Origin of the sequence: Jeotgalibacillus alimentarius (assembly GCF_000829445.1) — a bacterium.
Taxonomy (GTDB): domain Bacteria; phylum Bacillota; class Bacilli; order Bacillales; family Jeotgalibacillaceae; genus Jeotgalibacillus; species Jeotgalibacillus alimentarius.
Genome location: NZ_JXRQ01000029.1, coordinates 1 through 26,479 on the forward strand (window position 1 = coordinate 1; position 26,479 = coordinate 26,479).

The window sequence follows — 26,479 nt, forward strand, 5'->3', positions numbered from 1 at the left end:
TAGTCAACAATTACGATACAGGAGTTTTCGTTTTCTTTCTATTTATAACTGTTAAATTGTGCTAAATATGGTCTATCCCACGGGTTGTGGTGATGAACCAAAAAGCTGTTCCAAAAACCTGTAAACAGGCTTGAAACAGCTTTAATATGAATCAGTTTGTGATTGTTGTACGGAGTTTTGTCAGCATATCTTTTGTCATAGATGCCAAGTCATGCTGCGCTTTAAAGCCCCATTCCTGCTTTGCTGCCGATGCATCAATGGCATCCGGCCAGCTATCGGCGATTGCCTGACGCACAGGGTCCGGCTGATAGTTCATTTCAAAAGAAGGAATATGCTTTTTGATTTCAGAAGCGACCATTTCCGGCTCAATGCTCATTGCAGTCACATTGAATGCATTGCGATGCTTCAGCTTCGCAGGATCAGCTTCCATCAGATCCACAATCGCCTGAAGCGCATCCGGCATATACATCATATCCATATAGGTACCTTTATCAATATAAGAAGTATAGCTACCTGATTTTAATGCTTCATAATAAACTTCCACTGCATAATCAGTCGTCCCGCCTCCTGGTGGCGTTACATATGAGATCAGACCCGGGAAGCGTACGCCGCGTGTATCAACGCCAAAGCGCTTGAAATAATAATCACACAGCAATTCACCAGACACCTTGTTCACACCGTACATTGTTGTCGGGCGCTGAATTGTATCCTGTGGCGTATCCGTTTTAGGTGTATCAGGACCAAAAGCACCAATAGAACTAGGCGTGAAAAATTGCAGGTTATGCTCACGGGCTGTTTCAAGACCATTCATTAGTCCACCCATATTCAGATGCCATGCAAGCTGAGGAGATTCCTCTGCTTTGGCTGATAGCAGTGCAGCCATATGCATCATTGTATCTACATTGTATTTTGATACGAGTTCATTCATCTTTGCGCCGTCTGTGACATCAAGGATTTCAAATGGCCCTCCAGTAACAGCTTCTGTGTCTGCTGTACGGATATCAGATGCGATGACATTGTCTGCACCGTATTCAGCACGAAGTTTTGTAATTAATTCTGATCCAATCTGACCTAGCGCCCCAGTGACTAATATACGTTTCATATGAAACCCTCCATTACCTATTTATATTTAGGCTTTGTTAAAGTTCAATGTTGTTTTAGCACAGCTGGTGATTGCAGCGGAAGGGGGACGACTCCAGCAGGAGCAGCGTGACAGGTGAGACCCCGCAGAAGCGTAGCTTCGAGGAGGGCCGATTGAACCGGAGCCAAAAGACGGCTCATGCGGAAAGCGTTCCCCCTGAAGCGGAAATCAACAGCCAACTTTAACAAAGCTTATATTTAAAAGAACAAATGTCCATTCCAGGAATACACTTATCGTTATCAAATAGTTATTTCTCTATTAATTTAACATATATCAATTGAAATGTTTATACTGGAAGGACATTTTTTATAAATAAGTCTATTATAATTGTTCGTTTCAGCAGAGGATTGGCGGAATAGTTGTTGTATCACTTAAAATAAACTGCTTTCTATAACATCATATGGGTTGTCTATGGAATCATCCTGCCGGTTTACGAAATCTTGTCATTAGGAGCGCTTGTCGTTCTCTCCTGAATCCAATAAAAAAACCAGCCATCATGGCTGGTTTTTTCACACAGATCATATTAGAAAGTTTTTTGCATTTCCTGCATTTCTTTTTCTGAACAATAAACAAAGTGTCCAGGTTTCACTTCACGCATTTTCACGTCATCACTGTCAGTGTAGTTATGACTTTTCGGATCGTAGGTTTTACGTACTCTTTGACGCTCATAATCAGGATCCGGGAATGGAATAGAAGATAACAGTGATTGTGTATATGGGTGTAATGGATTTTTGTATAATTCTTCACTCGTTGTCAGTTCAACAAGCTTTCCAAAATACATGACACCAATACGGTCACTGATATACTTTACCATTGATAGATCATGGGCAATGAATAGATACGTTAAACCCTTGTCCTTCTGAAGTTTTCTCATCAGGTTAACGACCTGTGCCTGAATCGATACGTCCAGTGCTGAGATCGGCTCATCGGCGATAATGAATTCAGGATCAACAGCCAGTGCACGGGCAATTCCGATACGCTGACGCTGACCGCCTGAGAATTCGTGAGGATATCTGCCGGCGTGATCACGATTCAGACCAACAATCTCTAAAAGCTCATGAACTTTTTCTTCACGTTCCTGCTTGGAAGAAGCCAGTCCATGAAGGTCAATCCCCTCAGCAATGATATCTACTACTTTCATTCTAGGATTCAGAGATGCATAGGGATCCTGAAAGATCATTTGCATGCGGCGGTTGAATTCGAGTGTTTTCTCTTTGTTTTTCACGTTATGGACATTCTCACCGCGGTAGTTTACTTCACCGTCAGTCGCATTATAAAGGCGGATCAGTGTACGGCCTGTTGTTGACTTACCACAGCCCGATTCTCCTACTAGACCAAGTGTCTCACCTTTATAAATATCAAAGCTGATATCATTTACAGCTTTCACTTCATTCTTTTTACCTTCATTGAAAAATAATTTTAAGTTTTTTACTTCAATTAATTTTTCATTCATTTTTTCACTCATTTATTTCTCCCCCTTAGTTACATTGCCAGGGAATTGCTTTCTTCTTCTTTGCACAGCCTCCGGCGGATCGATCTCCGGTGCATCCGGATGCAATAACCAGGTGGCTGCATAGTGCGTATTTGACACTTTAAACATTGGCGGCTCTTCACTCTGATCAATGGCCATCGCATAGCGGTTACGCGCTGCAAAAGCATCTCCTTTTGGAGGGTTTAATAAGTCAGGTGGAGACCCGGGAATAACAAATAATTCATCGTCTTCTGTATCAATGCTTGGCATCGAACTGATCAGCCCCCAAGTATATGGATGCTGTGAATTATAGAAGATTTCATCTACTGTTCCTACCTCGACAATTTTACCACCGTACATAACAGCTACACGGTCAGCAACACTTGCTACCACGCCAAGGTCATGAGTAATGAAAATAATAGATGTATCAATTTTATTCTGAAGATCCTTCATCAGGTCCAGAATCTGAGCCTGGATTGTCACGTCAAGTGCAGTAGTCGGCTCATCCGCAATTAACACCTTTGGATTACACGCAAGTGCTACAGCAATAACGATTCTTTGACGCTGACCGCCTGAGAATTGGTGAGGATACTGATTAATTCTGATTTCAGGATTAGGCAGTCCTACAAGCTCAAGCAGTTCAAGCGCTCTTTGCTTTGCCTGTGCTTTTGAAAAGTTCTGGTGCTTAATTAATGGCTCTGCAATCTGTTTGCCAATTTTCATTGTCGGATTCAATGAAGTCATTGGATCCTGAAAAATCATTGAAATATCTTTTCCTCTGATTTTTTCCATTGCTTTATCTGATAGTTCAGCAAGGTTTTTGCCATCAAATAAAATCTGGCTTCCCTGCTTAATCTCTGAATTTGATTTTGGAAGAAGTCTCATAATAGATTTAGTCGTTACAGATTTTCCTGAACCTGACTCCCCTACAATCGCAAGTGTTTCTCCCTTTTTCAATTCAAAGTTCACACCTCTGATCGCTTGAACTTCTCCGGCATAAGTGTGAAAGGATATATTTAAATCTTTAACTTCTAAAATATTATTCACGATTATTCACCAGCCTCAGTCTCTCATTTTTGGATCGAATGCATCACGCAATCCATCAGCCATTAGGTTGAATGTAATCATCAGAATACTAATCACGATTGATGGAATAATTAACTGGGATGGATACAGAAGCATAACCTTGAACCCATCTTCAATCAATGTTCCGAGTGAAGCATCAGGTGGCTGCAGTCCGAGTCCAATAAAGCTTAAGAATGCTTCAAAGAAAATCGCATTCGGAATTGTAAACATTGTATTGATGATAATAACACCGACCATATTTGGCATCAGGTGTTTAAAGATAATACGGAAATCAGTGGCACCAAGCGTCTTAGATGCAAGCGCGAACTCCTGATTTTTTAATTTCAGAACCTGTCCACGTACAACACGTGCCATGGTTGTCCAGCCGGTTATGGCCAGGGCAAGTGTGATGGACAGTATACCAGGCTCAAGGACCAGGATTAATAGAATAACAATGACCAGGTTAGGAATACCTGTCAGAATCTCGATAATACGCTGCATGATGTTATCGACTCTGCCGCCGAAATAACCGGAAATCGCACCGTAAGATACACCGATGATCATATCAATAGCCGTTGCAAGAACCGCGATTAATAATGAAATTTGTACACCTTCCCATAATCGGGTGAACAGGTCGCGTCCAAACTTATCGGTTCCAAACCAATATGATTCTTCAATGCCCCGTTCTTCGTATGGATAAAGCTTTTCTCCACTCCGGTTTTCCCACGTTCCGTCAAACGGAAGCCAGCTTACATCTGCCACTGCATCTATTCTAGGAGGCAGGTTAGAGTGAGCAGCATTTTGAGTTTCACTATCATAGCCATTAATATATGGACCTACAAACGTCACAATCACCAGTAACATTAAGATGATGAAACTGATAATTGCGGCCTTGTTTTTTCTGACTCTTAAAAAAGCATCCTGCCAAAAGTTCAAACTTGGCTTTTCAATTTTCTCTGCCAGTTTTTCATCTACCTGGGCAGGTTCGAACATCGCTTTTGGAAAGCGCTTATCAGAATGATTTGCCATTAGTTATTTCCCCCTGACAATCTGATACGAGGATCAATAATACTATAAAGAATATCTACTACAAACACTGTAAAAATAAACAGAGACGCAAATAGTATCGTTGTACCCATAATAACAGAGTAATCTAGTACGTTAATTGATGTAACGAATTGTTCACCAAGTCCCGGAATTGCAAATACCCGTTCTACTACCAGAGAACCTGTGATCAAACTTACAGTTAATGGTCCTAAAACTGTTACAACCGGAATCAGCGCATTTCTCATTGCATGCTTAAAGGCGATTTCATATCCTGAAGCACCTTTTGCTTTTGCAAGAGTAATATAATCTGAACCTAAAACATCAATCATTTCTGTTCTCATAAATCTGGCAGCAATTGAAATGGGGAAGATGGACAATGCAATCGTAGGAAGGATGGAATACTCAAACCCACGCCAAAATGCTACAGGTAACCAGCCTAACTGAACACCAATAATATATTGAAGCATTGCAGCAAATACAAATGACGGGATTGATTTACCAAGAACGGCAACAAACGTGGAACCATAATCAAGCCATGTATTCTGTCTGAGAGCCGCAATGATTCCAAGTAAGATTCCGAAAATTGTACCGAAAATCATTGCCTGCAATCCTAAGGATAAAGAAGGACCAATTCTCCCTGCAATTAATTCAGTGACAGGCGTGTTACTGAATTGAAAAGATACACCGAGATCTCCCTGCAGTACATTACCCATATACATTGCATACTGTACTGGTAAAGGCTGATCCAGTCCGTACTTTGCATTCATAATTGCCAGCTGTGAGTCTGAGAGCTTAGCTGCTGTGGAAAAAGGTGAACCTGGTATTAACTGCATCAGGAAAAACGTTAAAGAGATTACGATAAATAAGGTTAACGCCATATAGAATATGCGTTGCAAGACATATTTACCCAATCTTCACACCTCCATTTTGTGCGAATATAAAATATTTTTAGAATACTTTTTGACACTGAAAGAGAGAGTATAAAATCATACTCTCTCTTTCAGGTCATCATATCATTTTAATTTTTTTACGATTTAATTATTCACCCATAGAAATTGGATAGAAGCTGTACTCAGGTCCTACGAAATGATAAGTAAAGTCATTTACATTCTCATTTACAAGGATATTAGACTGACGCTGGTAGATTGGGATAATCGCAGCATCTTCTTCTAATAGTACTCTTTCAGCTTCCTGAAGTGTTTCCCAACGCTTAACAGGATCGTTAGCATAAGTAGTTTGAGCTTCTTCTAGAAGTCTGTCATACTCTTCGCTTGAGTAAGCCATATGGTTGTTACCGCCATCTGTAATCCAAAGGTCAGAGAAAGAAATTGGATCCAGGTAGTCAGGTCCCCAACCAGCCATCTGAAGGTCATAATCAAGAGAAGTATCTCTTTCAAGACGTACGCTGAAAGGAACACTTTCAAGTGTGATTGTTAAGCCTTCAAGGTTTGTTTCAAGCTGATCTTTGATGAACTCATCTGAAGTCTTAGCAGCTTCAGAGTCACCGCCAAGGTAGCGAAGTTCAAGTGAATCTACACCGAGCTCTTCAAGACCCTGCTGCCAGAACTTCTGAGCTTCTTCAACGTTGTAAGTCAGCATGTCGCCGTTTGCTTCACGGAAGTCTGCTCCTGTTTCAGGATGCTGAACGAATTCTTTTGGTACAGCATAGTTTGCAGGAATAGAACCGTTGTTAAAGATGTTATCAGTTAGAGACTGCTTATCAATTGCCATTGCAAGTGCTCTTCTGATGTTTTCGTTTTGCAGAGCTTCATTTGTCTGGTTCATCTTGATCCAGAATACTGTTGGCTCTAACCATGAAACCATGTTTTCATCACCCTCGTACTGAGGTACAAGTTCTGATGAAAGCTTAGTTGTAATATCAGCTTCACCTGATTCATAAGCATTTACAGCCGTTTGTGAATCTTTTACTTCATTAAATGTGACCTTATCAAGGGCTACATTTTCTGCATCCCAGTAGTCTTCGTTTTTAGCGTAAACCCATTCTCCATCCGTACTGCCGTCCCAGTTTTCAAGAACGAACGGTCCGTTGTAAAGAATTGTATCTGCGCTAGTTGCATAATCTTCTCCCTGTTCTTCAACAAAAGCCTGGTTTTGCGGGAAGAATGTTGGGAATGCCATTAGTGATTTGAAATAAGCAACTGGCTTTTCAAGTGTTACTTCAAGTGTTTTTTCATCGATTGCTTTAGCGCCAAGTGTACTTGGGTCTGCACCATCGTTGAATACTTCTGAAGCTCCTGCGATCTTACCTTCCATCAGGTAAGGTCCGTAGCTTGAACCACTGTCCGGATTAAGTGCACGTTGCCAAGCATATACGAAGTCGTTAGCAGTTACAGGGTCCCCATTAGACCATACTGCATCTTCACGAATTGTGAATGTGTAGACTTTACCGTCTTCACTTACTTCAGGCTCACCGTCAGATAATGCAGGAACTTCTTCCTGATTAGCATTCACGCGGTAAAGACCTTCCATAACATTGTTCATTGTTGTGAAACTTACTGTATCAGACGCCATGATTGTGTCCATTACAGGAATTGCAGATGACTCCATTACACGTAGTTCCTGTGCTGCTGAATCAGAACCAGCATCATCAGAACCAGCATCGTCTGAACCAGCGTCATCAGAGCCGCTGTCGCCACCATAACAAGCTGCTAAAAAGATGCTTGCTACTAGCGTAAGTACAAGTAGAAAAGAAAACTTTCTCATTCTTAAGTGACCTCCCTTTATTTATATCTAAAATTGATACATTCACAATTATACAATTTTTTTGACTATTGTACACACATTACAAAGAATTATTTTTTTAATTTCCTGTGTTACAATAGTATTAGTCATAAAATGATAATATTATTGGGTTTATTTTACTTTGTTATCACTTTAGCGATTAAAAGCGTCAAATCGTTAATTTACCAATGCAACTTTAGCACAGGAGTGAAAATCAGGCATGAAATATACCGTTTTATTTGTTTTCGCAGGATATCTTTTTTATGGAATAGTTTTACTTTCAGGCCAGGCCGCGCCGGGGCTGGAGAGTTTCATTGATGCGTCTTTCTATATCAGCTTTATCTACTTATTTATAGCCGTTACATTCTATATACTCAGTACAGGTTTTTTCGATGTTACAACGGACAGCCTTAGAAAAGTGCTGATGATAGGCAAAAAAATGACAAAAGAAGAAGTTGAGGATATGAGATCTCTTTCTGATGCTGCGTCATACTTTAATACAAAACCGCTTTTATTCGCAGGTCTCATTACATTAATGTTCATGGGGATTGGGCTTTTCCTGTATTACTAATGCGTCCATGCATATTACAGTTTGATTAAGAGGCTTCTATTTCTGAAGTCTCTGATCATCTGAAAATGATTTTCAGGATAAAATTTAATACACCATTAATTGAATCGAGTATTAATCCTTGATTCTTACTCTTCATTCTCCGATGATATTCATCCTTCTCAAGAACCGGGTACTCTTTCTTTAAATCTTTCATTTAATCGCACTCCCTTCTTATTAATATGTATTTTCACATTACATCGACTAAAATATATCATATTTTCTTTATTTTGTAATTATTTAGCCATATAATAAAACGCACAGCTTTTATCTGAGTGCATTTAAAAACTCACATTTCTTTAAAGGTTTATCTATACAAAAAGGAAGATGACGCTCTTTTTCTTAAGCGTCATCTTCCTTTTTATTATAACAAATTGATTAAAAAGCTAGGTTCATTGAAGCGGAAGGCGTGGACTCCGGGACGATTAGCGGGATAGCTGAGACCCCGCAACCGAAGGTGAGGAGGCTCAGCGACCGCCGTCCGGAAAGCCTACGCCTGAAGCGGAAATGAACCGGTCTCTTTTAGAGACTTTTTCAGCGCCCTCATTTTTACCTCTGTGCGTTTTTTATATAACATTTATCCGTTTTTAAATAATCCCCAGCTCTTTACCTACTTTTTCATATACTTTCACTGCTTCATCAAGCTGCTCTTTTGTATGGGCTGCTGTCGGCATGTTTCTCACGCGCCCTGTGCCGCGGGGAACGGTTGGGAAGACGATTGATTTTGCGTATACGCCTTCTTCAAACAAACGTTTACTGAACTTTTGAGTCAGTTTTTCTTCACCAGTAATAACCGGTGTAATCGGTGTTTCGCTTTCACCAATATCAAACCCAAGTTTCTTCAGGCCGGCTTTCAGATAGTCACCGTTTTCCCAAAGCTTATCGTGCAGTTCAGTGCTGTCAAGTAAGATCTGCAGTGCTTCTGTAATGGCAACTGTATCTCCAGGCGTCAGTGCCGTTGAGAACAGGAATGGACGTGAACGTACTTTCAGCAGATCGATCAGATCCTGTGTACCTGCTACATATCCACCGACTACACCAATAGCTTTTGACAGTGTGCCCATCTGGAAGTCCACTTCTTTTTCAAGACCAAAGTGCTTAACTGTTCCTTTTCCTTTACCCATTACACCGGAACCGTGTGCATCATCAACATAAGTGATCAGATCAAATTCTTTTGCAATTTCAACGATTTCAGGAAGCTTTGCAACGTCTCCGTCCATAGAAAATACACCATCAGTAATCACCATGACTTTATTATAAAGACCTGATTCTGTTGCCTCTTTTGCTTTGGCACGCAGATCATCCATATCTGAGTGTTTTACGCGGATGATTTTTGCTTTTGACAGACGGCAGCCATCAATAATAGAAGCATGATTTAATTCGTCTGACAGAATGGCATCATTTTTATCCATCACAGCTGAGATCGCAGCCATATTACAGTTGAAGCCTGACTGATAGGCAATCGCTGCTTCTGTTCCTTTAAATTCAGCAAGCTTTTCCTCAAGCTTTACGTGTACATCAAGCGTTCCATTGATTGTACGAACTGCCCCGGCGCCTACTCCGTAATGATCGATGGCTTTTTTAGCCACTTCTTTCAGGTGATCATTTGTTGCAAGTCCAAGATAGTTATTAGAAGAAAGGTTGATCAGTTCCTTGCCTCCGATCGTAATCATTGCGCCATTTGGACCTTCAACCGGATCAATTTCATTATATAGTCCCTTATCTTTTAAGTCGTTCAGGTTATCCTGTAAAAACTGATGAAGTACTTTAGACATTTTATTTCCTCCTCGTTTACATTTGTCCTTCTGAAAAGAACATTTTTTGTTGTTTTGAAAGTATTTAATACAATATTTATTTTAACATGTTTATGTATTGCGGACAAAGCGATGAGTATATACTTTAACAATTCCCTCCTTATAAGCTGATTATTCATACCCGGTCATTCGTTTTCTGAAAAGTATGATATAATAAACCTGAATCTGAGAGGAGGAACGAGAATGATGAATCAAACCTTTTATTTAAAAGATAAAGATCAATCAACCACCGCCCTGACGCCAGTCCGTCTGGCTATTCACGTTCCGTGTACGATCCTTGAAGCACAAGATGAGCATAACTGCTTATATCACCTATATTTTAAAGACCAGCAATTCCTTGCCGCTAAAAAAGTGAGCCGCTCAAAGAGACGCAGCTACACTGAAGAAGCGCTCACGCAGGGAATTGTTTTTTTATGTCCCCACCCGCTGGCAGATCAGCTGGCCGGACAGGGAGAAACGATACCAAACCAGTCACTGACCATGTTGATGAAGAAATTACAGACAGATCCTATGCAGACCGTAGACATCTTCAGCTGTTTTGACGGTCTGATCAGAGAAGAAAAGCTGTTTAAAGTTCTGAGAGAGCATTACTACACCTATAAACGGGAAGGTAAATTTAAAAAAGCAGAAATTGTTTTTCGCCGGATTAAATCTGTTTTTCCTGATCATGAGTGGGTGAAGTCTACACGCTCTGAAAAGGTGGACCTGTCAGATGACCTGAGAACACTGTGGAGTAAAAGAAATCTGACAGAGGGATTCTCTATCCAGCATCAGCTCGCTGCGGCCGAGGAAGAATACAGGCTGACACCGGGACCGGGCACTTTTAAAACACTGCTCGCATTTACAAACACTCATTACTCCTCTATTCAGCAGCAGATGTTATATGAAAGGTTGCTATCAGATGGTTACGATGAACCTGCGAGACATTCATTCCGGGAACTTATCAGAAATGATCAGCCTGCCGAAGCTGTCAGGCTGCTGATCAATACTCCTTTCAAAATGAAAGCTGCAGATGTCAGAGATTTGAGGGGGCTCATGCAGAATCAGGATAACCTTGAAAGCATTTCATTTGCCGACCTGTGCAGCAAGCTGTCACCAATGTTGTCAGAACACCCGGAGGAGCTAAATCAGATGGTTCTTCAAGCCCTTGGGAAAGCACCTGATCATCAGATTGATACACTTTTACAACAGTTGGAATGTGTCTCTCACCTTCCTGTCTATCAGCTGGTTAGACAGCTTGCAGAAATAGCGGAAGATCCTGAACAGCAGACTGCTGCCGGAGAACTCTACGAAAAAATCGGGTTTTATAATGAAGCGATTGACTGCTATACGTATGAAATGGAGCTGAATCCCGGGGCTAAAGAACCGGTGGAGCGGCTTTCTAAAACGTATCTTGCTGCCGGACAGGCTGATGAAGCGAAGGCGTATCAGGAATTGTTGAAGACGATGATTCCATAGGAAAAGGACATTCCAACGGGGAATGTCCTTTCTTATATTTCCCCTCTCTCTGTAATCCTCTCAACTGCCTGCAGCTTTTGATTAATCCATTCCCGGTCCATTGCAGGCATCTGCTCAAGTGCCGCTTCTTCAATGACATAGGAGGCAATGTCTCTCAGGTCTTTCAGATGCTGGCGGGGGGCATTTTCCCTGGCAAATGCGATTGCTTCAAGCATAGCAGTCAGTACAGAGACATCCTCTTTTCCATAATGCCTTAATTGAAAGAAGGTTTTATACAAAATGTCTCTGAAAGACGGCAGCGTAATCTTCACAATGCCCTGCCCCTTTTGATCCGTCATCAGGATCGGGCGGACAGGGAACTGTGACATATTCCCGAGCAGTCTGCCAATATGTCTGATACTGTCATTTGCTGTATTTGGATCGTTAATTCCCGGAGAAATCGCACGCAGCGCAATTTCAACCATTTTCTGAATCGCGAAAACCGGATCCTGACGTACATCACGTTCATTTCCAATTAGAAAACTATCAGTGAGCGGCAGATCTCTTACCTCAGGCAGCCTTTCCGGTCTGACATAGACTGTCAACAGCGGAGTAGCTTTATGCACGTATTCACCCAGTGGGACATTCACCTCAATTTCCACTTCATACTCAGCTGCTTTTTTAGCCAGCTGATCAAGATCAACATATTGAACGTATCCATAACTGTGGGCAGGCACCTGGTAGAACGTTTCACCCGGATGCCAGTTTTCATCTGTATGCTCTAAAGAAACATTTTCTTTTTGCATAAATTGAAAATAGTACGCTGTTACCTCATCTGTATCGTTCGCTAAACGCTCTACAAGACGGCTCGCCTGAATTTCAGTTGCAACATGATGAATAAAGATTGCAAAGAAAATCAGACAGATAATTGCAATCAGTACACCGACAACCCCCGCGATCACAGGGTCTTCAGAAAAGCTGTCGCGCATAAATAACATAGACAGCGTAGAGTAGATAAACCCTCCCATAAATACGCCGAGAACACGGAGCGTTAAAGGGTCTGTAATAAAGTTTTTAATTGTCTTCGGGGAATATTTTGAAGCGTATGTTGTGAGCACAACCATAATTGTCGAGAACGTAAAAGTTGTCATTGTTAATAGTGCTGTAATTAATGCGGTTAAAATTGCTTGCGCCAGATCGATCTCAGTGTAAAAGATCGCCGGCATATCACTGATTGTGCCGCCATAATAAATATCAAAATATCCGACAGCAGCTGCAAGCCCCACTGCAAGAAGACTATAGATGGCAGGGCTGAGCCAGACTTTATCATTCAGACTGATCCACCATTTCTTCATGCCCACTCCCCCTTTTTTACTTTCTAATTTCCCTGAATATGCGGGTTATAAGCTCTTACAAAATTTATTTTATTAAAACGCTTGCAAGTTTCTCATCTTGTATATACAATATTCTACATGAACGAATAGTGCAAACGATTGCATTATGTAGTACATATACGTTTTCAATATATATAACCTTGGAGGGTTTGTGATGAAAAAGATTTTTGGCTCTTTTGATTTCTGGCAGAAATTCGGTAAAGCACTGCTTGTTGTAGTAGCAGTTATGCCGGCTGCCGGTATTATGATTTCACTTGGCAAACTGCTTGCCATGATGACTGGTGACATTATGTTAATGCAAACGATTGCACGTGTCATGGAAGACATCGGCTGGGCAATTATTACGAACCTGCATATTTTATTTGCAGTCGCGATCGGTGGTTCCTGGGCGAAAGACCGCGCTGGCGGTGCGTTTGCTGCATTAATTGCATTTCTATTAATTAACCGCATCACGGGTGCTGTATTTGGTGTAAACGCCGATATGCTGGCTGACCCCGCTTCAACAGTGACGTCTCTTACAGGAGCCGAGCTGGTTGTTGGTGATTACTTTATCTCTGTTCTTGGTGCTCCTGCATTGAATATGGGTGTGTTCGTCGGAATCATATCAGGATTTCTTGGCGCAGCACTTTATAACAAATACTATAACTTCAGTAAGCTGCCACAGGCACTGTCTTTCTTTAACGGAAAGCGTTTTGTTCCGTTTGTTGTGATCGCTGGTTCTGTTGTAGTGGCGCTGGTGATGTCTCTTGTATGGCCGTTTATTCAGGGACTGTTGAATGATTTCGGACAGTGGATTGCGAATTCACGTAACTCAGCTCCGGTTATTGCGCCATTTATTTTCGGTACGCTTGAACGTCTGTTACTGCCATTTGGCCTTCACCATATGCTGACTGTTCCGATTAACTATACGGAACTTGGCGGTACGTATGTGATTCAGACTGGCGCAAGTGCCGGCAGCACCGTATCGGGTCAGGATCCGCTGTGGCTTGCATGGGTGACAGACCTGTATAATATGCTTCAGCAGGGTAACACTGCAGGCTACAACCAGCTGACTGAAGAAGTTGTGCCTGCCCGCTTTAAAGTCGGACAGTTTATCGCTTCATCTGCCGCGCTGATCGGACTTGCACTGGCAATGTATCTGAATGTTGATAAAGATAAGCGTACTAAATACAAATCAATGTTCCTGTCTGCAGGACTTGCTGTATTTTTAACCGGTGTTACTGAACCGATCGAATTTATGTTCATGTTCGCTGCACCGCTGCTTTACATTGTGTATGCAGTACTGACAGGGGTCTCATTTGCACTTGCGGATCTGATTGACCTTCGTATTCATGCATTCGGTTTTATCGAATTCCTGACAAGAACGCCATTGATTGTAAATGCTGGACTGGTTGGTGATCTGATTAACCTGGTTCTGGTTGCAGTACTGATGTTTGCTTTAAACTTTGGTGCAGCTTACTTCCTGATCAAGCGTTTCAACTTCCCTACTCCGGGACGTGCAGGGAACTATATTGAAGAAACAACTGAAGAAAAGATTACATCAAAAACAACTGACAGCAACAAAGATTCTCAAGCTGTTGCGATTATTGGGCTTCTGGGCGGCGAAGAAAACATTGAAGATGTAGATGCATGTATGACCCGTCTTCGCGTAACGGTAAAAGATATCGATCTTGTAGCAGATGAAAGAATCTGGAAGCAAAACGGCGCACTTGGTCTTGTTCTTCGGGACAGAGGCGTACAGGCCATCTACGGACCGAAAGCTGACGTACTAAAATCTGATATTCAGGATGAGTTAGGAGCATAAACAATGAAACTGCTTACGCTTAACTGCCATTCATGGCAGGAGGATCAGCAGCTTGAAAAGCTTGATGTACTTGCACAGACAATTGTTGAACGTGACTATCACGTTATCGCCCTGCAGGAAGTGAGTCAGCTGACTGACGCGCCTGCAGAAGGTGATTATAAAAAAGGACATTTCGGAGTTGAACTGTTGAAACGTCTCGAGTCACTGGGAAGAACAGATGACCGGATGCACTGGTCTTTATGCCACTATGGATATGACGTGTATGAAGAAGGCGTTGCGCTGATCTCACGCCTTCCTGTCACTGAGACATCATCCTTTTTCATTACTCAGTCTGAAGATCCGACTCACTGGAAAACGCGTGCCGTCCCCCGCATCACGGTTGATGCAGGCGGGCAGCTGATTGATGTCTATTCCTGTCACCTGGGCTGGTGGAGTGATCAGGAAGAACCTTATACGTATCAGGTTGAACAGCTGTTAAAAAGGCAATCTGCTGACCGGCTTTCATTTTATATGGGTGACTTCAATAACCACGCCGGACTAAAAGAAGAAGGCTATGAGTTACTGACAGTAAAAGGACTTTATGATACGTATGCACTGGCTGAAACGAAAGACAGCGGTGTGACCGTATTCGGCCAGATTGCGGGCTGGGAAGGTAACGCACAGCCGCTGCGCATAGATTATATTTTTGCTTCAGCGCCTGTCCGTGTAACATCTTCACAGGTTATCTTTAACGGTGAGCATAAGCCTGTTGTATCGGACCATTTTGGTGTGGAAGTGGAGATTGATATATAAAAAAGCAGCCCTGCGGCTGCTTTTTTATATCATTGTTCTGTCATTTGCCTACCAAACCCAAGCTTCACCATATCTTCCATCGGCGGATTGTGAAGTCCCATCCGTACATCGCGATAATAGCGTTGCATCGGGCTTTTTGCAGACATGCTCTGCGGGCCAACAATTCTCATCGCTTTTTCTACAATGTCAATTGCGGCATTAGTGACATGCACTTTTGATGAACTGAGAAGTGCGCGCACGTCCTCTTTATTCTCAGCACGCTCATATGCTTCTGCCGTATGGTACATTACCTGTCTGGCACTGAGCAGCTTCACCTGCAGACCGCCGAGTTTTTCCTGTACATTCGGAAGGCTGCCGATCGGTTCACCAAGTGAGGCCGGTTCATAGGAAGACGCAAACGCTGAGGCATCTTCAAGCGCAGCCGCTGCAATACCGATGTAGCACGCCGGAATATGAAGCAGCCAGCTCATCGGCGGTTTCGCACCTGCTTCTTTTCCATCCTTCAGCATATATGTTTCCGGAATCTTTACCTTTTCGAGCACAAGATCGTGGCTCGCAGTCCCGTGCATCCCTATGCTGTCCCAGGACTCGCGGATCGACACTCCTGTTGCATCTCCCGGAATAATAAACGTTGCCACCTGCTCCGTTCCTTCGATCACTGCTGTGACAAATATATAGTCAAGCATCGGCGCAAGAGACGTATATGACTTCTCCCCAGTGATTTCAAAGCCGTCAGCCGTTTTTACTGCTGTCGTTTTTGGCAGCGCACCTCTCGCAGGACTGCCAGCTCCTTTTTCAGTAGCGGCTGTATTGACAATGGCACCATTACTGATTTTTTCTAAAATAAAATCAGCCGCTCCTTTTTTCCAGTGCCGTCTTTCGCTGAATTCAAGCAGCGTGCCAGTATGCCAGCCGATCGACAGTGCCGTTGCGCCGCTCCCTTTCGCAATTGCTTCCTGACCAAGAACGAGTTCATAAAGTCCTTTACCCTGACCGCCAAATTCTTCAGGAAGCGTCAGTTTTGAATAACCAGTATGGATCAGTTCATTTATATTCTCTTTTGGATAAGCATTCGGTTCATCAAGTAAGTGTTCGCGCTTTTTAAATGAAGGAATGAGTCTGTTTAATTCAGCCAGCATTCTTTTCTGCGCATCTGTTTTTGTAAAATCGTACACAAACATCACTCCTGCGTTTTCGTATAAGTTTACAGGACACTGTTTCTATAACCAACCGATCTGCTCGGGGAAAGCGGGACGGGTGTGTTGTCAGCGTAGAAGCGGGTCTGACCCGTCTCAATGCTATGCGTGATGTGCGGCTGCTTTCGATTCTCTGTTCAGCATTTTCTGCAAAGTCATGCGGCTTTGCGGAAGTGACAGATTCACGATCGTTCCTGTGAAAAAGGCAATCAGGATCGTGCCGATTCCAACCGGCCCTCCAAGCAGCCAGCCGATGGCCAGGGCAACTAATTCGATGCTGCGGCGCACCTTGGACAAATTCCAGCCCGTTTTTCTGACAATCATCATCATAATTGTGTCACGCGGTCCTTCACCAAGATCTGCAGATACATAAATGCCAACGCCATAGCCCATTACAACAATCCCTGCGAGTAAAATAGCAATTGCCCCAGGCAGCGACTGCGGATCAGGTATCAGCCAGTTGAAGAAATCAATGAATACTCCGATTAACAGCATATTCAAAATGGCCCCGATGCGTGGCGGCTTTTTCGTCACGGCAACAGTACATGCGATAATGAACGCACCGACTAAGATCGCCCACGTTCCGACTGTCAGCCCGAGCTGCTGGAACAAACCAACATGCAGTACATCCCACGGGCCAATGCCAAGCCGCTGCCCTTTAATTGTCATCGAAATGCCGAGTCCAAGCACGACAAGCCCGGTGAGGAAAAAGCTCCAGCGCACCGTTTTTTCTCTCTTATTCATTCAGATCCTTCTTTCTATATGACAGGTAAAACCCGTTACGGTATTTTCACTTAGACTACTTTAACATATTTGAGTGGGGTTTTGGGATGGGGGTCGGGTTGGTTCGATGAAAAAATGGGGATGTTCGGCGTAAAAATGCTGGTGTTCGACGGGAAATAATGAATGTTTGATGGGAAATAATCTGGGTTCGGCGTAAAATAGTTCATATTCGCCTTTCACCGAGTCATGTTCGACGCAAAACCAGACATGTTCGCCACTTCGTGTAATTAGACCTATGCCCGGGAAGCCATTTTACGGCCGCCGTCCCAACCCCAATTCACTCCACAAAAAATCCGCCCTGCAAAGAGGACGGATTTTCATACGTTTTTATAATGCAAAGCCTGCCGGCGCGTCTTTAACAACGACAATGACTTTACCTTCATCAAGTTTTTCTTCTAACGTTTCTGCTTCTGAGGCCGTGAATCCAAGGTGCTGGAACTGGTCACGAAGCTCATCGCCTTTTTTGTTAAAGATGTTTTTAGCTTTAGTTGCAAATCCGCCAGGTGTATTTGCGTCGGCGTTATCTGCGATTCGTTTTGTACGGTCATCATCATGTGTTACGACATAGATCGTATCCTCGTTAACACCTTTTGCTTTAATGGAGCCAATTGCATTTACTACTTCCTCATCATTTGTGAACTCTTTGTAAAATAGACTCATGCTTATCTCCTCCTGGTTAATTGCTGTAAATTGCTCTACAGAACAACTCTACCCGGCTTCAGAAATGCTTAAACGTTTGAAAGTTTTTTACGAGAGCTCTGCAAATATTCCACCCGTGATCTGACTGAGGTCATGGGGGTTTATTTCAATTTGTTTACCAATCTGACCTGCGCTCACAAGAATCGTTTCTTGTTCCCCTGCCTGCTCATCAATGAATGTTGGAAACTGTTTTTTCATACCGATCGGAGAGCAGCCTCCTTTTATGTAACCGGTGATCTGCTGAAGACTTTTCATCGGGATCATTTCAATCTTTTTTTCACCTGCTGCAGAAGCGGCTTTTTTCAGGTTCAATTCCCGGTGAACGGGTATAACAAAAACATAATATTGTTTCGAAACGCCCTGTGCTACCAGGGTTTTGAATACTTCCTCCTGTTCGCGGCCGATTTTTTCAGCTACCGAAACCCCGTCAGTCAGACCATCTTTCACGTCATATTCAGTCATCTTATGGGAAACACCTGCTGCTTCTAGCATCCGCATCGCATTTGTCTTACCTTTAGCCAACTTTACACACCCCTTTTGCGTTTTCTGATTATTTTTATTTTACACGAATTCAGCTAAACTGTTTTACATTCTTCAATTCAGCCTCTATGATTATTTTGGATAGCGAAATATTTATGTGGTTTAGGTTTATACTTAATAAAATTACTGAGACCATTTAGCTGCCTCTTGAAGCAGAGGACGGAGACTCCCGCCCCAGGAAGGGACAGGTGAGACCCCGCAAAGCGAAGCTTGAGGAGGCTCACCGCCCGGGGGCAGGAAAGCGCAGTCTTCTGCGGAAAGAGGCAGCGTTTAAGAAGTAAAACCGGGTCCAACCAGTCTCTAATTTCACAAAATAAAAGAAACAACGAGGTTTTTAACATGACAGATATAAAAGAAGTTCCAGACAGTCAGAAGAAAAAGCTGACTTTTTTAATTTGTTTGATCCTGGCGTTTACGGTAATGAACGGCACGATGTTCAATGTGGCGATTCCGGATATTTCTGCGGATTTCGGTTTGTCTCCTTCTCAGGTGAGCTGGGTGCTGACGGGATATATTCTCGTTTTCGCGATTGGTTCGCTCATGTATGGAAAGCTTGCTGATTTATTTGCAATCCGTACGTTATTTACAATCGGCATTTCATTATTTGCGATTGGTTCATTAATTGGTTTCTTATCGCCTAACTTTCCGACACTGATTGTCGCAAGAATTTTTCAGGCGATGGGCGGCGCGAGTATCCCGGCGCTGTCATTTATTATCCCGGCAAGGTTTATGCCTTCAAGCCGCGGAAAGGTGTTCGGCTATGTAGCATCAACTGTGGCATTCGCTTCAGGGGTTGGGCCGATTGTCGGCGGCCTGATCGGGGGCGTACTGGATTGGCGCTTTTTATTCATTTTGTCCATGATGTCTGCGTTATCGATCCCGCTTTTCAGAAGATGGCTTCCTGAGGAAGAACGCCGTCAGGGCAGTATTGATATTCCGGGTGCGATTTTAATTGCGATTACAGTGGCCAGCCTGCTGTTTGTCATTACGACTTATACGCTGTGGATGCTTGGCGTAACGGCTGTTGCAGGTGGATTATTTATCTGGTGGACACTGAAAGCGAAAAATCCGTTTATTCAGCCGGCTATTTTGAAAAACAAACGGTACACAGTCACAGTGTTGACCAGCTTCTTTGGGACGTCATGCCTTTTCGGATTGATTTTCATTATCCCGATTATGCTGCGTGATCTGAATGCACTGTCGACAATCGGAATCGGGCTTGTGCTGTTTCCCGGTGCGATTATTTCAGGGTTTCTCGGTCAGGTTGGCGGACGCGTAATTGATAAGCGCGGCGGGGTACCTGTTGTCATCACTGCACTGCTCCTGATTGCAGGCGGATGTCTGCTGATTTCAACTTTTGCCGGCAGTCAGGCATGGATTATTTCAGTCTGTATGCTCGTGGCTTATCTTGGTTTCCCACTTGTGCAGAGTTCAACTGCAGACATTCTTTCTTCAACGCTCAGCCGTGAGGAAAATGGGGTTGGAATTGGACTGTTTAACCTGCTGAACTTTATGGGCGGTGCGTTTGCGAGTGCGATCTTTGGCGCGGTGCTTGAGATTCAGGGCGTGACACTACGTCTGAACCCGCTGTCTGCAGGCGGAGAAAATATCATTTACAGCAACCTGTTTCTGGTGCTGACACTGCTTGCGACTGCAAGTGTCGTGTTCTTTACGATTTTTTATAAAAGGGCTTCTGCTAAGCATGTGGAAGTGAGTTAGGTATATTTTAGGCGGCACAGCGGGGACGGAGCTTCGTGATTCATTTCTAGAATGATTCTAAAAATGGCACAGTTAGCTCCGTCCCTCTTGTGCCTCTACTTAAAAAGCGTTTCCCTCCACTCATGGAGAGAAACGCTTTTTCTTATAGCTTCAGATTCTTCAGTGCATCAGCGAGTGCTGTGTTTACTGGTTCATCCTGATCCTGTTTTTTCATATATTTCTTTACGTCCTGCTTACCTGCTTTGTTTTTCTGGTTTTCCTTGCGGCGCTTCTGGAAAGCATCCATCTTTTCACGGTAGCCGCATACGCAGCTGAATGTCTGTGCATCGCCTTCACCGCGCAGGTCCATTTTCTTTTTACATTTCGGACAGCGGGCATTCGTTTTCTTGGCTACGTTTTTACGGTGACCGCATTCCCGGTCCTGACAGACGAGCATTTTACCCTTTTTACCATTTACTTCGAGCATCAGCTTGCCACAGTCAGGGCAATGCGTGCCTGTCATGTTGTCGTGCTTATACTGCGCTTTACTGTTTTTGATGGAACGAACCACATCTTTTGAGAACTGAGTCATTTCAGTCATAAATGCCTGCTGCTTCAATTTGCCATCAGCAATAGCAGAGAGCTTTTGCTCCCATTCTGCTGTGAGCGCAGGTGACCGTAGTTCCTCAGGGACGAGGTCAAGCAGCTGACGCCCTTTTGACGTTAGGAAAATATCATTCCCGCGCTTTTCGATTAAAAAGCTGTTGAATAACTTTTCAATAATATCAGCACGTGTTGCAACGGTTCCAAGTCCACCTGTTTCACCAAGCTTATCAATCAGCTCTTTTTTCTCACCCTGCATATAGGCTTTTGGATTTTCCATCGCTGACAGTAGTGATGCCTCGTTAAATCTAGCCGGGGGCTGTGTTTCACCTGTTGTCACATTCACATGCTGAACGGTCAGACGGCTCCCTTTTTCCACATCAGGAAGTGCTGCATGCTGCTCTTCCTCACTCTGGTCAAGTTCTTTAAAGCCGAGTTTAATTGGGATGTTCCCTTTAGCAATGAATGTTTCACCACCAATCTCTGCTGTTACAACCGTCTGCTCATATTCATATGGAGGCATCAGTACAGCCAGGAAGCGCTCTGCAATCAGGTTATAGATTTTCCACTCCTTATCATTCAGCTTTTCAGTGCGGAGCGTTTCTTCAGTCGGAATAATCGCATGGTGGTCTGACACCTTCGCATCGTTAATAAAGCTGCCTGCCTTAATCGGTTTTCTCAGCAGCTTCACTACGTGCTGGGCATACGGTGGCACCTTCATCCCTTTCAGTCTGTCAGCGAGCGTTTCAGTCATATCAGATGACAGAAAGCGTGAGTCCGTTCTTGGGTATGTCACAAGCTTGTGCTGCTCATAAAGCTTTTGCAGCACTGATAGCGTTTCTTTTGCCGAAAAGCTGTAGCGTTTATGTGCGTCACGCTGCAGTTCAGTGAGATCATAAAGCGGCTTAGGATACGTCTTTTTCGGCGTTTTCTTTACTTCTTTAATGACCACATCATGACCTTTTACTTTCGATAAAAGGCTGTCTGCTTTTTGCTGATCAAACGTTTGATTGGTTTTTCCATCTGTCCATTTCAGCGTTAGCCCGTCTGCTTTTGCCTGCAGTCCGTAAAACTTTTTCGGCTTGAACTGGTTGATTTCCTCTTCACGCATCGCGATCATGGCAATAGTCGGCGTCTGTACGCGGCCTGATGAAAGCTGCGCATTGAACTTGGTAGTCAGCGCACGTGTTGCATTGATACCAACGATCCAGTCAGCTTCCGCACGGGCAACTGCTGAATGATATAGCGGCTCATAACGCTTTCCGTCTTTCAGGTTTTTAAAGCCTTCCCGGATTGCTTTATCTGTGACAGATGAGATCCACAGGCGTTTGACCGGCTTATTCACTCTCGCTTTTTCAAGAATCCAGCGGGCAACGAGTTCACCTTCACGACCGGCATCTGTAGCGATGACAATCTCTCCGACGTCACCTCGAGTCAGCTGGCTTTTCACTGCCTGAAACTGCTTGCCTGTCTTCTTGATCACAACAAGCTTCATTTTTTCAGGCAGAATCGGCAGGTCTTCAAGATTCCATGACTGATACTGATCTCCATAATGATCAGGGTCTGCATGGGTTACTAAATGGCCGAGTGCCCACGTAACGATATAGTTGTCTCCTTCAAGGTACCCGTTTCCTTTTTTATGACAGTTCAGCACACGTGCAATATCGCGGCCAACTGAAGGCTTTTCAGCCAGTACGACTGTTTTTTTCATGATTAAATCCGTCCTTTATACGTTTTATTCTGTAGGTGAGTATAACATATCCCGGGGATTAGGTGGCTGCCCGCGATGCAGGTGGTCGTGTTTTGGCCGGCGAGGGTGGTATTTCTGCTCCTGACGGTACGATACACCCGGGTTGACGGTCGTATCACGGCCCGCGAAGGTCATATTCGCGCAACCGAAGGGCATACCCAGCCTTTCGACGGCCGCTTCCCTGCAAAATCGCACCATTAAAAAATCCGGAAAGCGCTCATTCATGCTTTCCGGATCTCATCATTTATTTCTCATTTTGTTTCTGCTTTGCTTTTTCTGCTTCTTTTGTTGAAGATGTCAGTCTGATCAGTGTATCTCCCGGGTTGATGACTTCTTCCCAGTCCTTAACGAACGGTTCAAAATGTCCCGTCTTATTTAGTACACCAATCAACAGATCATCACCGTTAATTTCTTTTTTATATTGTTCAAATGTATATTGTTCAGTAATCTGCGTACGTCTGAACACATGTCCGCTTTCAACGCGTCTGATCAGTTCCTGAAGGGTTGCTTTTTCATCAAACAGAATACGTCCGCCTACTGTATGACGCAGTCCTTCGAGGTCCGCATCATGGTTCTTTTCCATCGATACCTGGAACAGATGTTTACGCCCGATCGATGGTGTAAATGTTGAACAGACAAGTGCATTATATGAATCGAGTGAAGACGCTGCAATGATCGCTTCATAAGGCGTCATATCAAGCTTGTATTCTGTCTGTTCGGATAATAATTCCCCGTGGAATGTTTGGACACCTCTTTGTCTAGCGGGTGCCAGGTTACGCCAGGTTGAATCAACCAGGATCACGGGTACTTTCACTTCCTGCAGGATCGCTGAAAGCCCTCTTGTAAAGGCATTACCACCTACAATAATCATGCCTGGACGATCATCATTAGCAAGCTTCAGCTTCTTTGCTACCCAGCCGATTGAGAAACCGTGTGCAACTACTGTTGAGAATACGAGTGCAAAGGTCAATGCGGTTAAGATCTCTGCATCTTCAAAGCCCGTGTCAAGAAGCACCGAGGCGAAGTAGCCTGATACAGTCAGCGCTACAATTCCACGAGGCGCAATCCACCCGACCAGTGTCCTCTCCTGCCAGGACAAGTCTGTCCCGATTGTGGAAAGCCAGATTGAGAGAGGTCTTACGATCAGCAGCATCAATACGACATAACCGATAATTCTTGGATTAAAGATCTCAAGCAGCGTTTCCACCTGAAGTGACGCTGTCAACATGATAAAAATGGTTGAGATCAGCAGAACTGAGATGTTTTCTTTAAAATGACGCATATCGCTGATTGAGGAGATATGCATATTGGCCATTGTCATCCCCATCGCAGTAACAGATAACAGCCCCGTTTCATGCATCACTTCATCTGCCACACTGAAACAGAACAGCACAACTGCAAACAGAACAGGAGACTTCAGGAATTCAGGGATGTACCCTTTTTCAAACATCCAGCCCATTCCGCGGCCAAGGGCCCATCCGAGCACGGTGGCAAATGCCGCTGCACCAAAGAATAATAACAGATTCGTAAATGTAACTGCTTCATCTACAAAGAACAGGATAATCTGGAATGCGAACAGTGCAATCAACACGCCAAACGGATCAACAATGATCCCTTCCCACTTCAAAATTTTGGCGGGCCTCGGCTTCAGTTTTGCCTGCCTGAGCAGCGGCAAAATCACGGTTGGCCCTGTTACAATAAAGAGTCCCCCAATGACAAATGCTACAGGCAGTGACAGACCTGCTATGTAGTGCGCTGTCAGAGAACCGAGGATCCAGGCAAGAAATGCACCGAATGTGACGATTCTGAATACAGGCTTTCCGAGATCTCTGATTTCACGGAAATCGAGCTGCAGACTTCCTTCAAAAAGAATAATAGCAACAGCCATTGAAATAATCGGACCATACAGCTCACCGAATTCCTGTTCAGGATTAATAAACCCGAGTACAGGCCCCACGATAATTCCTGCTACCGACATTACAACGATTGCAGGCATACGGATTCTCCATGATAACCACTGGGACAGAATACCGAGAAAGACGACCAGCATCGCCGTAAATAATAAGGAATTAAACAACTCCGTGACACCACCTTTTAGCTTCAGACTAATATGCATATACTTTAACAGTATTTTTGATTTTTAAGAAGAATTAAGGCTCTGAATCTCCTCTTTTTGTATTTTCAATTACACCTGATTTGTAAATGGCTACTTTTGGAGAATAGCGGTTCAGCGCTTTTTCTGTCATCGCCAGTGCCAGCTGTGAAGCTCTGATTCCTTTATATGTTTTAAAGGGCCCCATCATCGCCCATCCGGCAAATGCAATAAATTTTGCAGCAGCCGATTCTTTCACACGAAACTCTTCCGGGTCAGTCAGCAGAATAGATGGACGGAAAAGGTGCAGAGAAGGGAGGTTAAGCTTTTTAAGCTGCATTTCATAAACACCGTAAAGCCTGTTCAGCTTTAAGATCGAGCGGGGGTTCGCTCCCATTGAAGAAAGTGCAAGATATTGCGAGACATTGCTTTTTTTAGCTGCTGCTGCAGTTTTCAGCGGATCAAACCAGCTGTCATGCCTGTCAGGGTGCACGCAGCAGAACACATCATCCACGAGGCCGAAATGACCTGCCTCAATGTATCTGAAATCGATCAGCCGCTCCGATATTTTTTCGTGATTGAATGTCATTCTACTTTCTGAAAGGACAATGACTTCATCATATACGCTGCGTGAGCATAATTCTTTAATCAGTTCACGACCTGTTGCTGTGTGTGAACCGATCACTGCCGCAGTGCGGGTCTTCATCTCAATCACCGCCTTTCTTAGTATATCGACATCCGTAAAGACATCTAAACTAATTCAGGCAGGTTGAATGTGCTATATATTTAAGCTCTGTTAAAGTTGGCTGTTGATCTCCGCTCCAATCAACATCTGTGCTAAAACAATATCGGCCCTTAACATAGCCTTTTATATAAAAGCATTCACTCAGATACAAAGAAGGTCTTGTGCAGTTGTTTTGTACACAAGACCTCCTTCTCTCAGGCTTTTATTGATCAAGTAATTTGACGCTGACCTTTACGTCAAGTTCCTGTTCACCGCCGCGGTATACTCCCTGAAGCGGGCTGACATCGGCATAGTCCCGGCCGACGCCGATCCGGATATGGTTTTCAAGTGCTTCAACATTATTAGTCGGATCAAGTCCAACCCAGCCAATGCCTGGTACCATCACTTCCACCCAGGCGTGTGTCGCTGCATCCCCGACCAGTGCCGAATCTTCTCCGACATACAGATAACCGCTGATATAGCGCGCCGGAATGCTGCGGGCTCTCAGGATACCAATCATGACATGGGCGTAATCCTGACAGACACCCTTTCTGCCTATGATTGATTCTGTGGCTTTTGTATTCACATCTGTCGCAACCGGGTCATATGAGAAAAGATCATAGACATATTTCATCACATCAAGTGAGAATCGAACGGGATTCTCTGTACTTCCGACCTGATTGACTACTTCATTCACCTGATCTTCAGTTACGTACGTATAAGCTGTCTGATTTAAAAACGGCAGATATTGCTGTCTGAAAATATTCGAATGAAAAATTGACTTCATTTCAGGTGAATAATCAATTCTTTCTATAAAAGGACTTCGCTGAATACTGATTGTTGAAATCGTCTTTACTTCAAGTGACTGATGGATGTCAGCGATAAAAAATGATTCTACATTGTTGCCCCAGATATCCTGATATTCTTTTGTAAGTGCGGTAGGTGTCAGCTCTGTTCTGTAAGCCAGCAGTCTCTGACACTCATCTGTTCTCGGCTTTAACCGGATCTCATTCATACTCTGGTCAACTTTTGTAGAATAATTAAACGTATTTGTATGAGTAATTTCATACTTCATAGAAC

The 26,479-nt window shown here is 43.6% G+C and carries 22 protein-coding genes; 5 read left to right on the forward strand and 17 right to left on the reverse strand.

Annotation, left to right across the window (positions count from 1 at the left end; translation table 11 throughout):
• Window positions 1-151: 151 nt before the first annotated feature.
• From KP77_RS14960 to KP77_RS14985, 6 genes are all read right to left on the reverse strand, one after another.
• Window positions 152-1,102 (reverse strand): L-threonine 3-dehydrogenase, encoded by a 951-nt coding sequence (locus KP77_RS14960; RefSeq protein WP_041123557.1) that lies wholly within the window; start codon window positions 1,100-1,102, stop codon window positions 152-154.
• 562 nt (window positions 1,103-1,664) lie between these two features.
• A complete protein-coding gene (locus tag KP77_RS14965) occupies window positions 1,665-2,594 on the reverse strand; it encodes an ABC transporter ATP-binding protein (RefSeq protein WP_041123812.1) in 930 nt (309 codons plus the stop codon).
• A 12-nt stretch (window positions 2,595-2,606) separates the two neighbouring features.
• Complete coding sequence (locus tag KP77_RS14970) at window positions 2,607-3,659, reverse strand: ABC transporter ATP-binding protein (RefSeq protein WP_041123558.1); 1,053 nt, start codon at window positions 3,657-3,659, stop codon at window positions 2,607-2,609.
• 15 nt (window positions 3,660-3,674) lie between these two features.
• On the reverse strand, window positions 3,675-4,706 hold the full coding sequence (gene opp3C / locus KP77_RS14975) for an oligopeptide ABC transporter permease (protein WP_041123559.1): 1,032 nt from the start codon (window positions 4,704-4,706) through the stop codon (window positions 3,675-3,677).
• Complete coding sequence (opp3b, locus tag KP77_RS14980) at window positions 4,706-5,635, reverse strand: oligopeptide ABC transporter permease (protein WP_041123560.1); 930 nt, start codon at window positions 5,633-5,635, stop codon at window positions 4,706-4,708. The genes opp3C and opp3b overlap by 1 nt, the downstream gene beginning before the upstream one ends.
• 127 nt (window positions 5,636-5,762) lie before the next feature.
• Window positions 5,763-7,448 (reverse strand): peptide ABC transporter substrate-binding protein, encoded by a 1,686-nt coding sequence (locus KP77_RS14985; protein WP_041123561.1) that lies wholly within the window; start codon window positions 7,446-7,448, stop codon window positions 5,763-5,765.
• Window positions 7,449-7,686: 238 nt separating this feature from the next.
• On the opposite strand from KP77_RS14985, the gene KP77_RS14990 reads away from it, so the two are divergent.
• The gene (locus tag KP77_RS14990) at window positions 7,687-8,037 is read left to right on the forward strand and encodes a DUF3899 domain-containing protein (RefSeq protein ID WP_041123562.1); all 351 of its coding nucleotides are present in this window, start codon (window positions 7,687-7,689) and stop codon (window positions 8,035-8,037) included.
• Between the two features lie 55 nt (window positions 8,038-8,092).
• On the opposite strand, the gene KP77_RS18240 is transcribed toward KP77_RS14990, so the two are convergent.
• Together KP77_RS18240 and KP77_RS14995 are read right to left on the reverse strand one after the other, a co-directional pair.
• Complete coding sequence (locus tag KP77_RS18240; RefSeq protein ID WP_160289541.1) at window positions 8,093-8,230, reverse strand: hypothetical protein; 138 nt, start codon at window positions 8,228-8,230, stop codon at window positions 8,093-8,095.
• A gap of 430 nt (window positions 8,231-8,660) precedes the next feature.
• Window positions 8,661-9,848, reverse strand: coding sequence for a glycine C-acetyltransferase (locus KP77_RS14995; RefSeq protein WP_041123563.1), 1,188 nt, complete (start codon window positions 9,846-9,848; stop codon window positions 8,661-8,663).
• A 222-nt stretch (window positions 9,849-10,070) separates the two neighbouring features.
• On the opposite strand from KP77_RS14995, the gene KP77_RS15000 reads away from it, so the two are divergent.
• Window positions 10,071-11,345: a tetratricopeptide repeat protein gene (locus KP77_RS15000; protein ID WP_041123564.1), complete on the forward strand. Its 1,275-nt coding sequence runs from the start codon at window positions 10,071-10,073 to the stop codon at window positions 11,343-11,345.
• Window positions 11,346-11,377: 32 nt separating this feature from the next.
• Here the strand turns inward: KP77_RS15000 and KP77_RS15005 are convergent, their stop codons facing one another.
• Window positions 11,378-12,679, reverse strand: a complete 1,302-nt coding sequence (locus KP77_RS15005) for a DUF2254 domain-containing protein (protein ID WP_041123565.1) — start codon at window positions 12,677-12,679, stop codon at window positions 11,378-11,380.
• 193 nt (window positions 12,680-12,872) lie between these two features.
• On the opposite strand from KP77_RS15005, the gene KP77_RS15010 reads away from it, so the two are divergent.
• Entirely contained in the window at window positions 12,873-14,522 is a 1,650-nt protein-coding gene (locus tag KP77_RS15010) for a PTS transporter subunit IIBC (protein ID WP_041123566.1), read from the forward strand.
• A 3-nt stretch (window positions 14,523-14,525) separates the two neighbouring features.
• Window positions 14,526-15,314 (forward strand): endonuclease/exonuclease/phosphatase family protein, encoded by a 789-nt coding sequence (locus tag KP77_RS15015; protein ID WP_041123567.1) that lies wholly within the window; start codon window positions 14,526-14,528, stop codon window positions 15,312-15,314.
• A 29-nt stretch (window positions 15,315-15,343) separates the two neighbouring features.
• Here the strand turns inward: KP77_RS15015 and KP77_RS15020 are convergent, their stop codons facing one another.
• From KP77_RS15020 to ybaK, 4 genes are all read right to left on the reverse strand, one after another.
• Entirely contained in the window at window positions 15,344-16,495 is a 1,152-nt protein-coding gene (locus KP77_RS15020; protein ID WP_041123568.1) for an acyl-CoA dehydrogenase family protein, read from the reverse strand.
• A gap of 117 nt (window positions 16,496-16,612) precedes the next feature.
• On the reverse strand, window positions 16,613-17,254 hold the full coding sequence (locus tag KP77_RS15025; protein WP_041123569.1) for a YczE/YyaS/YitT family protein: 642 nt from the start codon (window positions 17,252-17,254) through the stop codon (window positions 16,613-16,615).
• A gap of 366 nt (window positions 17,255-17,620) precedes the next feature.
• Window positions 17,621-17,953 carry a general stress protein gene (locus KP77_RS15030; RefSeq protein ID WP_041123570.1) on the reverse strand — a complete coding sequence of 111 codons (333 nt, stop codon included), beginning with the start codon at window positions 17,951-17,953 and terminating at the stop codon, window positions 17,621-17,623.
• Between the two features lie 87 nt (window positions 17,954-18,040).
• Window positions 18,041-18,514: a Cys-tRNA(Pro) deacylase gene (ybaK, locus tag KP77_RS15035; RefSeq protein WP_041123571.1), complete on the reverse strand. Its 474-nt coding sequence runs from the start codon at window positions 18,512-18,514 to the stop codon at window positions 18,041-18,043.
• Window positions 18,515-18,871: 357 nt separating this feature from the next.
• On the opposite strand from ybaK, the gene KP77_RS15040 reads away from it, so the two are divergent.
• The gene (locus KP77_RS15040) at window positions 18,872-20,251 is read left to right on the forward strand and encodes an MFS transporter (protein WP_052474307.1); all 1,380 of its coding nucleotides are present in this window, start codon (window positions 18,872-18,874) and stop codon (window positions 20,249-20,251) included.
• Between the two features lie 142 nt (window positions 20,252-20,393).
• On the opposite strand, the gene KP77_RS15045 is transcribed toward KP77_RS15040, so the two are convergent.
• The 4 genes from KP77_RS15045 to KP77_RS18465 all read right to left on the reverse strand — a co-directional run bounded on the left by KP77_RS15045 (window position 20,394) and on the right by KP77_RS18465 (window position 26,474).
• On the reverse strand, window positions 20,394-22,544 hold the full coding sequence (locus tag KP77_RS15045; protein WP_041123572.1) for a DNA topoisomerase III: 2,151 nt from the start codon (window positions 22,542-22,544) through the stop codon (window positions 20,394-20,396).
• Window positions 22,545-22,827: 283 nt separating this feature from the next.
• Window positions 22,828-24,660 (reverse strand): cation:proton antiporter, encoded by a 1,833-nt coding sequence (locus tag KP77_RS15050; RefSeq protein ID WP_041123573.1) that lies wholly within the window; start codon window positions 24,658-24,660, stop codon window positions 22,828-22,830.
• Between the two features lie 73 nt (window positions 24,661-24,733).
• Window positions 24,734-25,381, reverse strand: coding sequence for a Rossmann-fold NAD(P)-binding domain-containing protein (locus tag KP77_RS17680; protein WP_052474313.1), 648 nt, complete (start codon window positions 25,379-25,381; stop codon window positions 24,734-24,736).
• A 241-nt stretch (window positions 25,382-25,622) separates the two neighbouring features.
• Window positions 25,623-26,474 (reverse strand): transglutaminase family protein, encoded by an 852-nt coding sequence (locus tag KP77_RS18465; RefSeq protein WP_041123574.1) that lies wholly within the window; start codon window positions 26,472-26,474, stop codon window positions 25,623-25,625.
• Window positions 26,475-26,479 lie beyond the last annotated feature (5 nt).